A 13,153-nucleotide genomic window follows, 5' to 3' on the forward strand; every position below is an offset into this window, starting at 1 on the left:
CCAATATGTATCAATCTGTTAATCAGAAAATAGAGCAATTGCCACCCGACTACCCAGTTGAACTACTACCGGCTATTCGCGAAGCTTTTGACAAACGCAGCCAAACGATTGTTGTACTCGATGATGACCCCACCGGCACCCAAACCTGTTATGATGTAACGGTACTTACCGCCTGGCGTGTTGATTTAATTACGGAAGAATTACGGAAGCAACCGTCCATTTTATACATCCTAACCAACTCGCGTAGCTTACCGGAAAACGAAGCGATTGAACTTGCCCAGGAAATTGGTCAGAATCTGAACGAAGCGGTTCGGCAAAGTGGCCGGGATATCGTTGTGATCAGCCGAAGTGATTCTACCTTACGGGGCCATTTCCCAGCCGAAGTAGATGCCATCGCGCATGTATTAGGATTGAATAAAGCCATAACGGTTCTGATTCCAGCCTTTATTGAAGGAGGTCGCTATACGATCGATGATGTGCATTACCTGGTCGAAAATCAGCTGCTAGTGCCTGTTTCGGATACGCCGTTTGCCCACGATGTGGTATTTGGGTATACACAAGCTAATCTGAAACAATGGGTGGAAGAAAAAACAAGGGGCCGTTTACGCGCATCGGACGTACATTCTATTAGTCTCGATGACATACGCACGGGTGGCCCTGAAGCAGTAAGTGAAACCTTGCAACGTTGTAGCGATGGCAGCGTCTGTATCATCAATGCAATCAGTTACCGCGACCTGGAGGTGGTGGTTATGGGGCTGTTGCAGGCTGAAGAATCAGGCAAAAAATTTCTGTATCGAACATCGGCTACGTTTGTTCCTCTTCGGGCCGGATTGGCATCCAGCAAACCGTTTATGCCTACCAAAGCAGACACGAGGTCAACAACTGGCTATTTGGTCATTGTAGGGTCGCATGTTCCCAAAACAACTGAGCAGCTTACCTGGCTCCTCGAACGGGGAAAGTACAAAACGATCGAAGTACACGTTGGCGACCTCCTGACTATGAGCAATCCATCAGCCCAAATAAATCGAATCAGTAAACAAGCCGACGACTGGATTTCTACCGGTGCAAATGTTGTGATTTACACGAGCCGGCAGCAGGAAACAGGAAATGATTCATCTGCCAGTCTGAAAATTAATGCCTTAGTATCTGGCTTCCTTGTCAATATTCTGCAACAGCTCACCGCACGACCGAAGTTCATTGTCGCCAAGGGCGGTATTACCTCCAGCGATCTGGCTTCGAAAGGATTATCCGCCGAAAAAGCATTCGTACTTGGCCCCATTCTGCCTGGTGTACCGGTCTGGCAAATGAATACAGCCAGTAAATTTCCAGGCATCATTTATGTTGTTTTTCCGGGAAATGTAGGAGACAATACATCGCTGGAAACCGTTTGCCAGATGTTGTCGACCTAGCCTTCTGATGTCAAAATTCTTGGCCGCCTGCCCCCGAATTTGGCTGAAGAATCAGGCAAAAATAAAAGTGACAATTGTAAAAAAACGCAGTCAAATACAGTAGAATACATGAATATGTTGATCCTTACCCAGTTTGTTTACGTTTAGCTATGGGAACCAGCTTCTCAGACGAAAATTCTCAGGAAACCTTTCTGGCGGTTTTTCAACTGCACGAAATGCCCGGTGTTGTTGCGTTCGATTCTACTGCTGATGCCATTGATTTTCTGGAAACAAGTGCCGATTTAGATGAACTTTCTCCGTTAGGTGTTGTCGAATGGGATCAGTACAGAAACAGCGCCAAAGAAGTATATTGGCAATACAGCTCATCCATTTCTCCCGGAATGATTATGGCAACGGCCTTTCAGGGCTATGTAGGTTGCCGAAATTAGACCAGACAAGTGTTAGGTTGCCCAATATCCTTGTTAATTCATACCCGATAGCTTCACGGCCACGCCAAGTGGCTCCACTGCCCTCCACGAAGTGAGCATAACGCCGTGGTAAATCATACTGCTTAAGTAGATTCAAATCCATTAGTTGTTTTGAAAACTATGACTCCTCTATGCAGACTCGCTAGGGCATACAGGAATCATGACCATTCTCCTTAATCAAAGCATGATACAATCCCTATACGCGCTTATCGTATTGACGGTCCTTTCTGGCCATACGGTTCAGCTTCAATCACCGATAAAGGAAAAAGCTAAAGTCATTCGGACGTTGATTGTTGATGGACAAAACAATCATGAACAATGGCCTAAAATCACCTTTATGATGAAGCGATACCTCGAAGAAACGGGTAAGTTTTCGGTCGATGTAAAGCGAACCTATTACACCTGGAACGGAGGTGACTTGATCGAGAAATATAAAATCCCAGGCGTTCAAAACACCAAAGCATTACCTAAAGCTAAAGCAGACTCAAGCTTTCACCCCGACTTTTCGAAGTACGATCTCGTAATCTGCAATTTTGGCTGGAATGCCGCTCCCTGGTCCGACGAAACGCAGGCCGACTTTGAAAACTTTATGAAAAAGGGGGGCGGCCTGGTCGTCGTCCATGCGGCTGATAATTCGTTTCCTTTATGGCCTGCCTATAATAAAATGATCGGTCTGGGAGGCTGGGGCGACCGCACCGAAAAAGACGGGCCTTATGTTTATTACAACAACGAAGGAACGTTAACCAAAGACCCACAGCCCGGCCGCGCTGGCTCACATGGAGCACAGCAGGAATTCCTGATAACGGTTCGGGATGCCAGCCATCCTATTACCAAAGGCATGCCACTAACCTGGATGCATACAAAAGACGAGATGTACGACCGTTTGCGTGGACCCGCCGAAAACATGACTGTACTAGCTACGGCTTTTTCGCCGAAAGAAAACAGAGGTACCGATCGAAACGAACCCATGCTGATGACCATCAACTACGGAAAAGGCCGGATTTTTCATACGCCACTAGGGCATGTCGATTACTCCGTCGAATGCGTTGGATTCATTACCTGCCTACAGCGGGGAGCCCAATGGGCGGCCACTGGCAAAGTTGACATTCCCATCCCCAGCGATTTTCCAACCTCCACTGCCACCAGCAAACGGAGTTTTGCTGAGTAGTGACAACCCATTTTCAAGGCTTAGTTCAGTTCCATGTAAACGTTCGCTCAGGCAAACTGATCACCATGGTTGGGAGCGTATTGCCGAAATCTGGCCTATCTGGCGAATAAGCTGTAAATTCTTGATTGCCGGTTATAATCTCATCTGACAGATAGGGCACTACCATCAGTCCTTCATCCCATTTTTAGCCCTATTCATCCCATTTTTTCCTTCTGCTTATACTAGCCCAGTATTTTGGCTGCAGATTACCCGTGTATTCGAACTGAATACTTCGGGCTGATTTGCCTTATCGACGCGTATAGGCTCTTCAGAATTTATACCGTACGAAGACCAACATGTGTAAACCTTTTTATCGACTGGATCATGATCGGAAGCTACATCAAAACAACAAGACGTAACTTAATGCGTAATAAGTTGTTCTCGGCTATCAATATTGTCGGTCTTGCCATCAGCATGTCTGTCGGCTTACTGCTGATCGCCTTTGTACTCGACTTATATTCGTACGACAAATTCCACACGAATGGGGATAGGATCTACCGGATCACCAGCATACAGACTGCAAATCGTGAACAGAGCCGAGCGCGGTCTGGCGACAAGTTTGCAACCACATCAATAAAAATTGGTAAGCTTATCCGGGAGAAAGTGACCGGCATTAACCGCTACACCGGCGCGGAAGTGGCTATTCTTCGCAACGACTTTTCGCAGGATGCGAAGGTTGGCGACAACATTGTATCGATCAAGGGGCTCTGGGCCGATCCGTCACTATTTAAGGTATTTACATTTCCGATGCTGGAAGGCAATCCCAACACGGCCCTGAAAGATCCTTACTCGATCGTTCTTACGGAAACTGCTGCCCGGAAAATTTTCGGAACTCAGGATGTACTGGGCAAGTCGATCAAGTTTGATACAACCGATTATCAGGTGACCGGTGTTATGAAAGATGTCCCTTTCTTTTCGCACATTAACTTCGAAGCCTTGGTATCATTGTCGACGGCTGAGCAACTCAACAAGAACAACGCCGAAAAGTGGGCAAATATGCCGTCGAATTATGTGTACCTACTGCTCCCCGAACATGTCGATATGGCGTCAATCCAATCGCAGCTGGACGCCATTGCCAGGGAGGCAAATTACACCCAGGACAATACAAAAATTCAACTCGAACTTCTTCCATTATACAAGATCGTAGTCGGTGAAAATCTTCGGCCTTCCGAGGGAGGGTCTGGCTACACGGGTCCTCACCTTTCGCCGACTTTGCTTTGGATACTCGGCGGGCTTGCACTGGTTGTGATCTTGTCAGCATGTTTCAACTACACTAATCTTTCGATGGCACGAGCCATGCGTCGTTTTAAGGAAGTAGGTCTTCGTAAAGCGATCGGCGCGGATAAGAGCCAGGTGCGAAAACAGTTTCTGGTGGAATCGATTATGATTTCCCTGGCCGCTTTTGTTCTTTCCTGCGTTATTTTCCTCGTGTTACGACCACTGCTGATAAACCTGGCTCCGGAGATGCAACGCCTGGTGAAGCTCGAACTTACGCTGCCGATGATCATAGCTTTCATCATCTTTTCGGTCACTGTAGGTATTGTTGCCGGCTTCATGCCTGCCCTATTTTTCGCGAAAGTTAGCGCGATCAATGCACTTCGAAATGTATCTACCCAGAATGCCGTACCACCAGCCTACCGGGCGGGGAGCGTATTCAACTACGTGTCACTCAGACGTGCGCTGGTGGTGATTCAATACACGATTACACTAATCTTTATAACAACAACCGCCATTGGCTATGTGCAGTATAAAAACATACTGGCATTCGACCTGGGATACAAGACGGAAAATATCCTGAACATTACTATGCAGGGTAATAAGCCGGATGCGTTCCTTAAAGAACTGAGCGAGATGCCTGAAGTAACTGCCCTATCGCGATCGTTAATAATCACCAGCGTCGGGAATGCATGGGGCGGCTTTATGAAATACAAAGATTCACGCGATTCGGCCCTGGTCTTAACGAACAACGTCGATGAAAACTACCTGGCGCTGCATGAATACAAACTCATTGCCGGAGAAAATTTCAGAGCTCGACCCACTACAACCGCAGCCGCCACTGAAGTGATTGTTAATCAGCAGGTCTTAAAACGATTTAATATAGCTAACAAAGACCCACAGAAAGCAATTGGACAGGAAATCACATTCAGCAATTTCCATGGAACACGCAGGATGACCATTGTTGGTGTAATAAAAGACTTTCACTATGGTAAAGTCGACAACCTCATCGAACCGGTTGCGTTCATGTTCTGGACACCCGGCGACAGGGCAGTCATTAATGCCAAAATACAGAGTAATGACCTGCTGGCGACCAGAGCCAAAATCGAGTCGGCCTGGAAGAAGATTGATCGTGTTCATCCATTACAGGCTGAATTCTATGATGAAGCCATAGAAGAGGCATACAGTGAGTTTTCCACGATGATCAAGATCATTGGCTTCCTTTCATTTCTTGCCATTTCGATTGCATCAATGGGGTTATTCGGAATGGTGGCGTATACTACCGAAACCAGGTTGAAGGAAATCAGTATTCGGAAGGTAATGGGTGCAACCTCAGGCAATCTTGTTTACTTATTGAGTCGGGGGTTTCTCCTGCAATTGTCAATATCGGCACTCATCGCGCTGCCCGTAACGTATCTTTTCTTCGAAAACGTTGTGCTTACCCGTTTCCCCTATCACAAGCCTGTGCAGATCGCTGAGTTGTTTGTCGGCCTGTTGGTGGTATTGCTAATTGCCTTCATGATGATCGGGTCGCAGACGATGAAGGCGGCAAAGAGTAATCCAACAGAAATTCTGAAGAGTGACTAGGAATTAACTACTGTACAAACGCGAAGAAACAACTGATACAATCACTTAATAACTTCTTCGTGGTACAAAGAATGGGGTACACTGTAGTGCAAATCATTGGGTAAACACTATTAATCCCGCTTAATTATAAGGGCATACATAACACAAAATATCAGGTATCAGGTCAGATTGGAAACGATGTTCAACGGCAATACAGGCCGATAACCTACCACTCACCTACTAAGTTGGGATAGATAGACTCGAACTATCGCTTTTGAAACCTATACTGTTCCTCTGTCCTACCCTTAGACGATATCCCAATAAAATACTCGATGTCCTGCCAGGGTTTGAACGGCAACGGCTGACCGTCTGAGACCTGTTGAGCTTCAGGACAATGGCAGAGAGACAGGGATTCGAACTGCTCCGGCATCTCTCTACAAAAGGGGTAACAAACTAAACGGGACTGAGCGTACCCAAAACGAACCGGGACGCCGGAGCGGTAACCCGCTTATACGAGACCCGTTGGTTGGGGTAGATGGAATCGAACCACCGCGATCTGAACCAAAATCAGACGTACTGCCACTGTACTATACCCCAATGTTGCACATCTGGATTGATTCGAACCACAACGGCGGACCGCTATCCTAGCCACTGGACGACAGATGTATAGAGCCTAGTTTCGGAATCGAACCGAATCCGACTGTTTTGCAGACAGTTCCCACGCCACATGGGTTACTAGGCCTAGTAGGAGTAGCAGGACTCGAACCTGCGAAGCCGAAGCAACTGATTTACAGTCAGTCGTAATTGCCGCTATACGATACTCCTATGTTGTAGAGTAGGCCAGATTCGAACTGACGACCCCTTGGTCCCAAACCAAGTATGCTACCGCTGCACCACTACTCTGGAAATGAAAAAGCCCCTACCGTATTGCATCGGTAGGGGCTTTCTATAGAAAAAGTCGTTGAACTTACTCAATAGTCATACCCCTAGCGTGCCAATACTGACAGCTACATGGTTGGGGTTGATATTGCGTCATTGCGTTCATACTGCAAAGGTAAAACAAATCAATTCACATTTGCAAATACTTTAGAATTCAGCAGCGCTTGATCTTAATTTAAACAGATCGTAATGACCTTGACGTACCGGAGGTCTTTGCGGCCAAAGACCAGGCACGCCATAAATCGGTAACGCATGAATGGATAGTGCTGATCGGTTTCAAAATGCCATCTTGTAAACTGGTTCATGTGGGAAATTTTACTCTATGGGTTTCCCTTTAGACTGAACAAAAGGTGGTAAGTCATTAATCAATCCACTACGTGACGGCCATCATAACGGGGAACGAGACCTACAACTTACTTTGATGGAACGATTAGCTTGCTTGAGGTAAGTAAGCAGTTACGGAGGTTGTTGGTATTGGGTCCTCTATTGGCCATGCTGACAATGCCCATTCCACTATGTTTGAGCTGAAAATTCTCATCCTGAAATTTATCCCCGTAGATGGACTTACCTCCCGTTCCCCTTGGTAATATCCCCGCCCTGCATCATGAACGTCGGAATAATCCGGTGAAACACATTTTTTTTGTAACCAAATCCATTCTGACCTGTGCACAGGGCCCGAAAGTTAGCGGCCGTTCGGGGGACAATGTCATCATACAGCTCAATCACTACTTTAAGAGGCTGGCCGAAGTTACTGATTGATAGGTCAAGAAAGACGCGTGAATTCATACAATTAAGCGTGAAAGGTGAGTGGGAAAGATACAGGTTTAGTCACTGCAAGTCAACGACTTACCTTCAATTTAACCCTCTTAATAAGCGATCACAGGAAGGACAAAACCTCTAACGATGGTAGATCTTATGTAGCAAAATCGTAGTAAATCAGATGAGTAGCTTTTATTCGCTGCGAGAGTTAATGAAATAAAAATGCCTTATAAATCAGAGACTTATAAGGCATTTTTATTTATTCTAAGTGCTCCCGAAGGGATTCGAACCCCTATCGATGGTACCGGAAACCATAATTCTATCCATTGAACTACGGGAGCAGACATTCCAGTTTGGGAGTGCAAAGATAGCACATCGAATCGCTAAAAAGCAAGTTCACCTCTGGAAGTCTTTACGCATTTTGGGGTTTATCGACGGCCCCGGCCACCCCGCCGGTTCTGGCCTTTGGCCGCCGTACCTTCTTTCCGCTTCGATTTGGTTACTGGTTTCGCCGTACTATGCGAACGCCCCGAACCCGATGAACGGCCGCTTTCCCGTTCTCCGGCTCCAAAACGCCCTTTAGGCTCTGTCATGCGATCCGACTTATCGCCTACCAGCGCAAAATCCATACTCCGGCGCGCCAGATTCGTTTCTTTCACCCGAATAACCACCGGATCGCCAAAGGTGTATATCTTCTTATGCCGAACTCCCACGATCCGGTAATTGTCTTTGTCGAACTCGTAGTAGTCATCACTCAGGTCCTGCATCCGAACCAGTCCTTCACAACTGTTTTCGGTGATCTCAACGAAAATACCAAACTCCGTAACGCCCGAAATGACACCTTCAAATACCTGGTTGGGGTCCATGCGGCTCATAAACTCCACCTGCTTGTATTTGATACTGGCCCGTTCGGCTTCGGCGGCCATGCGTTCACGTTCCGACGAATGACGACATTTTTCCTCATACTCCTCCCGATCAGCCGGTTTGCCTTTGTCCAGATAATGCTGAAGCAGTCGATGCGCCATCATATCCGGATACCGACGAATGGGCGACGTAAAATGCGAATACCGACGAAAAGCCAGACCGAAGTGCCCAATGTCTTCAGTGCTATACCGGGCTTTCGACATGGTTCGAACGGCGAGTTGCTGCAACATTCCGGCTTCAGGCCGTCCTTCAATGCTACTCATAAACCGATTCATCGACGCCGACAGATGCTCCTCATCGACAGCCAGTTTATAACCCAGCCGACGAGCGAAATCGGAGAACATCTTCAACTTCTCTTCATCCGGTCCTTCGTGAATCCGGTACACCATGGTGTTCTCTTCGCCGTGCTTATTCCGCTTCGACAATGCATGTACGTACTCGGCTACCCGTTTGTTGGCCAGTAGCATAAACTCTTCGATGAGCTTGTTGGTATCCTGCCGGATTTTAGGATACACCGCCAGCGGAACGCCGTTTTCATCCAGCCGGAATCGAACCTCAACGGTCTCAAAATTGATCGCGCCGTTTTTAAATCGTTCGTCGCGAAGTTTATAGGCCAGCTCGTTCAGCAGCCGCAGTTCTTCCAGAAAGTCGCCCCGGTCGTTGTTCAGAATTTCCTGCGCTTCTTCGTAGGCAAATCGGCGGTTCGAGTGCGTTACCGTACGGCCAAACCATTCGTTTACGATTTTGGCATGAGGGGTTAATTCAAACACGGCTGAAAACGTCAGCTTATCTTCATTAGGCCGAAGTGAACACAATCCGTTCGAAAGCTTTTCGGGAAGCATCGGCACCACGCGGTCGACCAGATAAACTGACGTTGCCCGTTTGTAGGCTTCGGCTTCCAGTTTCGAACCAGGCCGAACGTAGTGCGTAACATCGGCAATGTGAACACCGATTTCGTAGTTACCATTGTCGAGCAGTTGAACTGACAACGCATCATCGAAATCTTTGGCATCGACAGGGTCAATGGTGAAGGTGGTTACCTCACGCATATCGCGCCGTTTGGCAATTTCTTCATCCAGAATCTGGGTTGGAATAGTCTCAGCCTCCTGTTCTACCTCTTCCGGGAACACAATGGGCAAACCAAATTCAGCCAGAATGGCGTGCATTTCGGTATTGTTCTGACCAGCCAGCCCCAGCACCGTAATCACTTCGCCTTCAAACTGCTGTTTATGGCTGTCGGCGTCGGGATATTTCTTCAGCCGGACAATGACCTTTTCGCCATTTTTAGCCCCGCTCAGTTTGTCCTTCGGGATAAAAATATCTTCGTAAATCTTTTTGCTATCGGGCGTAACAAACCCATAAGTCGGCCACACCTCAATGCGCCCAACCAGTTCGGTTCGCCCCCGCTCGATAACACTAACGACCTTTCCTTCAATGCGTCGCCCGCGATTACGGGAATCCGTAAAGCGGATAACGCGCACCCGGTCGCCATCAACGGCCCCGGCCAGATCGTCGGTCGATACCCAGATGTCATCGTCCCGATCACCCCGACTACCATCAGCCGTAGCAGGTACAACGAAAGCAAATCGGGAATTAACATGATCTACGACACCCTCAATCAGGTTTGCATCAGCATCAGCACGATAACTGCCATTGGGCTGGCGAACTATGGACCCTTCTTCGGTCAATTCACCAATCAGCCCATGCATGATCAATTTCATACGCCGGTCATGCACCCCAAAGTGCTCCAATAGCTCATCCTGCGTAAATGATCGGTCGTCGTTTATTTGAAAAAACGCCATCAGGTCGTTTTTCAATTCATCCAGAAACGAATCGGCTTGATGAATTGGCCTCGTCTTTGATTTTTCCACGCCCTTTTCACGCGGACGCGCCGTATACGACGAGCCGGAGCCAGACTGTGAATATTTATTTTGTTTTGGTTTTCCGTTTCTCATACTTCTTTGCCTAACTCAAAAAGCAGGCTTAAATGTTTATGTATAGTGAGTGATTTAAATACAGAGGCACAGGGTACACAGAGATGAATGGTTAAAAAACTTTGTGTGCTCTGTGTCTCTGTGTTTAAATCATATACTAGTCGCTCAATACAATATGCTCCTCGGCTACGAGTGGAGCGCCTACCATTTTTAAATAGACCTGAACGAGCATTACCATCGAATCGCGGGCATACTGCTCAATACGGGCCCAGTCGTGTTCGCGGTAATACACTTCGCTGGTGCGGTCGCCGGTCCACTCCAGCGGGCGAGTCGGAATGTTCAGCACAGCCGCCAGCAAATCGAGGGGAACAAAATGCCGCTTATCGCCAAACTGCCATTGTTCCATTGTATCCCGATGGGGGATTTCCCAGGGTTTCTTTCCAGCAATTTGCAATGCGGGCGGCAGTGGCAGACCATTTACCATTAGCCGACGACACAGGTATGGGAAGTCGAACTCTTTGCCATTATGCGCACACAGGGTCAATTCGCCGGGTGGGTAGCGGTTTACGATCGTCAGAAACTCCTGCAAAATGAGTAACTCGTCGTCGTTGCTGATGAGCTTGACTTTTAGATGCGGCTTATCGTCGTCATCGAAAAACAATCCGCCTACGCTGATGCAGATAATCTTCCCGAACTCCGCAAAAAACGACGCCCGGCGATCATACCAGCCAGCCGCCGACAGGTCATCATCCGTTTTAAAATACCGGCTTTTTTCTTCCCACTGCCGTTGCAATCGTGGGTCAACGGCCAGCAGTGACGGCTCACCGGCTACCGTTTTCAGATCAATAAACAGGAGATTTTTTAGACGACGTTTCCAGGAGACGGGCTGAGGCATAGTGTAGCGCGGACATCCTGTCCGCAATGTTAGCTATACGGCGGACAGGATGCTGGTTCATCAACCCGGCCGCGTTATTTAATCGTGCAAAATTCCCTCCAAACCCAAGGCTGGAATGGTTATGAGATTTTCTTCCACGATACTATCAGGCACGAAGATAAACTTCTTATCGAAAATCTGATCACCAATGAAGTAGCTCACCCAGTACTCGTTGTTCAGGTGAAACACATCGGGCATAATGGTTTCGACTACCTCATGGGCTCCGGGGTTTATTTCAACGAAGAAATGACGCAATGTTGATGTTTTCTGCTCCTCTTCGTCTTTCTTGCCGTACCCCCGCGATGTCACAAACACCGTTTTAATGGGAACGTCGTTTTGGTTAATCAAAAAAACCTGCCAATCGTAACCACCAGCCAAGGCTTCTTTTCGGGCAATCACAACCTGTACACCCTCAACGGGCAAAAAATTTATGTCTTTTTTCATTCAACGTAACGCGGACATCTTGTCCGCTACTAGAAAACAGGATTTAATGGGCCGGATGCCCAATCACCAATTCCATTTCAAATAAGGTAGCCATATGTTCCCGAACACGTTCAACAACTTCGTCCATCGGCACGTCATGACCCAGTTCAATCGCCATTGAGGTTACGGCCTTATCGGCAATACCACAGGGAACAATATGGCTAAAAAACCGCAAATCTGTATTCACATTTAAGGCAAACCCGTGCATTGTTACCCAACGGCTGGCTTTTACGCCCATGGCACAAATTTTACGGGCAGGCCCGTCATTCTCATTTCCGGTTGCTTCGCAGCCCAGCCAAACTCCAGTCAGCCCGTCGATCCGCCCTGCTTTTAGTCCAAAATCGGCCAGGGTCTGGATGATGCTTTCTTCCAGCAGGCGCATGTAGTGATGAATATCGGTGAAAAAATTGTCGAGATCCAGAATCGGATACCCAACAAGTTGCCCCGGCCCATGAAAGGTAATGTCGCCCCCTCGCCGGATTTTAAACAACGTTGCGCCCAGTTCGGTGGCCAGTTGCTCTTCATCCAGCAGCAGGTGCTCGGCCTGACTGCTTGTACCCATTGTATACACGGGTGGATGTTCGCAAAAGAGCAGATAATTCGGAGTCAATTGCTGTTGATCGGCCGGACAGGTTCGGTTAGCCAGTTTCTGATCGACAATGGTGGCAAACAGCCGTTCCTGTTCATCCCAGGCTGCTTTGTACTCCATTAATCCCAGATCCCGAACCTCAACTCGTTTATTCATTCGACTATTCATCCCATTTCAGACAGAAAAACTGTCTCTCAAATAACTAACAACCGTCTCACTCCGTTTCGTTCGATTCTGCCCCTTTTGTAGCCTTACCCGGTTTTGCAAGCGACATTCTCTACCGTTATAGGGTATCTAAAAGGCGCTCGCATCGTCTAATAGCTTTTACCTGAACATTACGACATCTAATGGCCCAACATAACGAAACCGGTAAGCAGGGTGAAGCTGAAGCAGCCAACTATTTACGCGAAAAAGGCTACGAAATCATTACCTGGAATTATCGTTACCAGCATGCCGAAATAGACCTGATTGTGCAGAAAGGCAAACTGCTGGTCTTTGTCGAAGTAAAAACCCGAACCAACGTAAGCTTTGGCAATCCTGAAGAATTTGTTTCGTACACCAAGGCCAAACTAGTTATGAAAGCCGCCGAACACTACATTTTCGCCACCAACTGGCAGTATGATGTTCGGTTCGATATTGTTGCCGTTACGGTTTCGGGCAATCAATTGCAGGTAAAACATATTGAAGACGCGTTCTCCTGAAAATTAAGACCCTAACCGCCTTTCAC

The 13,153-nt window shown here is 47.5% G+C and carries 9 protein-coding genes, 4 tRNA genes and 1 pseudogene; 5 read left to right on the forward strand and 9 right to left on the reverse strand.

Annotation, left to right across the window (positions count from 1 at the left end):
• The first annotated feature begins 5 nt into the window (after positions 1-5).
• From ACYVFD_RS11900 to ACYVFD_RS11915, 4 genes are all read left to right on the forward strand, one after another.
• Entirely contained in the window at positions 6-1,409 is a 1,404-nt protein-coding gene (locus ACYVFD_RS11900) for a four-carbon acid sugar kinase family protein (RefSeq protein WP_461090264.1), read from the forward strand.
• A gap of 149 nt (positions 1,410-1,558) precedes the next feature.
• Positions 1,559-1,837: a hypothetical protein gene (locus tag ACYVFD_RS11905; protein ID WP_461090265.1), complete on the forward strand. Its 279-nt coding sequence runs from the start codon at positions 1,559-1,561 to the stop codon at positions 1,835-1,837.
• A 226-nt stretch (positions 1,838-2,063) separates the two neighbouring features.
• On the forward strand, positions 2,064-3,044 hold the full coding sequence (locus tag ACYVFD_RS11910) for a ThuA domain-containing protein (protein ID WP_461090813.1): 981 nt from the start codon (positions 2,064-2,066) through the stop codon (positions 3,042-3,044).
• 363 nt (positions 3,045-3,407) lie between these two features.
• The gene (locus ACYVFD_RS11915; RefSeq protein ID WP_461090266.1) at positions 3,408-5,885 is read left to right on the forward strand and encodes an ABC transporter permease; all 2,478 of its coding nucleotides are present in this window, start codon (positions 3,408-3,410) and stop codon (positions 5,883-5,885) included.
• Positions 5,886-6,387: 502 nt separating this feature from the next.
• On the opposite strand, the gene ACYVFD_RS11920 is transcribed toward ACYVFD_RS11915, so the two are convergent.
• The 9 genes and pseudogenes from ACYVFD_RS11920 to lipB form a co-directional block, all read right to left on the reverse strand.
• Positions 6,388-6,461, reverse strand: a tRNA-Gln gene (locus tag ACYVFD_RS11920).
• A gap of 148 nt (positions 6,462-6,609) precedes the next feature.
• Positions 6,610-6,689: transfer RNA gene (locus ACYVFD_RS11925), tRNA-Tyr, on the reverse strand.
• A 6-nt stretch (positions 6,690-6,695) separates the two neighbouring features.
• Positions 6,696-6,767 (reverse strand) — tRNA-Pro (locus ACYVFD_RS11930).
• Between the two features lie 449 nt (positions 6,768-7,216).
• A pseudogene (locus ACYVFD_RS11935) lies at positions 7,217-7,589 on the reverse strand (peptidylprolyl isomerase).
• Positions 7,590-7,831: 242 nt separating this feature from the next.
• A tRNA-Arg gene (locus ACYVFD_RS11940) sits at positions 7,832-7,903 on the reverse strand.
• Between the two features lie 87 nt (positions 7,904-7,990).
• Positions 7,991-10,441, reverse strand: a complete 2,451-nt coding sequence (rnr, locus tag ACYVFD_RS11945; protein WP_461090268.1) for a ribonuclease R — start codon at positions 10,439-10,441, stop codon at positions 7,991-7,993.
• A gap of 136 nt (positions 10,442-10,577) precedes the next feature.
• Complete coding sequence (locus ACYVFD_RS11950; protein ID WP_461090269.1) at positions 10,578-11,315, reverse strand: 3'-5' exonuclease; 738 nt, start codon at positions 11,313-11,315, stop codon at positions 10,578-10,580.
• Between the two features lie 78 nt (positions 11,316-11,393).
• Positions 11,394-11,798, reverse strand: a complete 405-nt coding sequence (locus ACYVFD_RS11955; protein ID WP_461090271.1) for a hypothetical protein — start codon at positions 11,796-11,798, stop codon at positions 11,394-11,396.
• Positions 11,799-11,841: 43 nt separating this feature from the next.
• The gene (gene lipB, locus ACYVFD_RS11960; RefSeq protein WP_461090272.1) at positions 11,842-12,594 is read right to left on the reverse strand and encodes a lipoyl(octanoyl) transferase LipB; all 753 of its coding nucleotides are present in this window, start codon (positions 12,592-12,594) and stop codon (positions 11,842-11,844) included.
• A gap of 179 nt (positions 12,595-12,773) precedes the next feature.
• Here lipB and ACYVFD_RS11965 point away from each other — a divergent pair, with 179 nt between their 5' ends.
• Positions 12,774-13,127, forward strand: a complete 354-nt coding sequence (locus ACYVFD_RS11965; protein ID WP_461090274.1) for a YraN family protein — start codon at positions 12,774-12,776, stop codon at positions 13,125-13,127.
• Positions 13,128-13,153 lie beyond the last annotated feature (26 nt).

The organism is Spirosoma gilvum (genome assembly GCF_054776815.1).

Coding starts and splice junctions, on each gene's coding strand:
- ACYVFD_RS11900 (WP_461090264.1), top strand. CDS start 6: ATGTATCAATCTGTTAATCAGAAAATAGAGCAATTGCCACCCGACTAC.
- ACYVFD_RS11905 (WP_461090265.1), top strand. CDS start 1,559: ATGGGAACCAGCTTCTCAGACGAAAATTCTCAGGAAACCTTTCTGGCG.
- ACYVFD_RS11915 (WP_461090266.1), top strand. CDS start 3,408: ATGATCGGAAGCTACATCAAAACAACAAGACGTAACTTAATGCGTAAT.
- rnr (WP_461090268.1), bottom strand. CDS start 10,441: ATGAGAAACGGAAAACCAAAACAAAATAAATATTCACAGTCTGGCTCC.
- ACYVFD_RS11950 (WP_461090269.1), bottom strand. CDS start 11,315: ATGCCTCAGCCCGTCTCCTGGAAACGTCGTCTAAAAAATCTCCTGTTT.
- ACYVFD_RS11955 (WP_461090271.1), bottom strand. CDS start 11,798: ATGAAAAAAGACATAAATTTTTTGCCCGTTGAGGGTGTACAGGTTGTG.
- lipB (WP_461090272.1), bottom strand. CDS start 12,594: ATGAATAGTCGAATGAATAAACGAGTTGAGGTTCGGGATCTGGGATTA.
- ACYVFD_RS11965 (WP_461090274.1), top strand. CDS start 12,774: ATGGCCCAACATAACGAAACCGGTAAGCAGGGTGAAGCTGAAGCAGCC.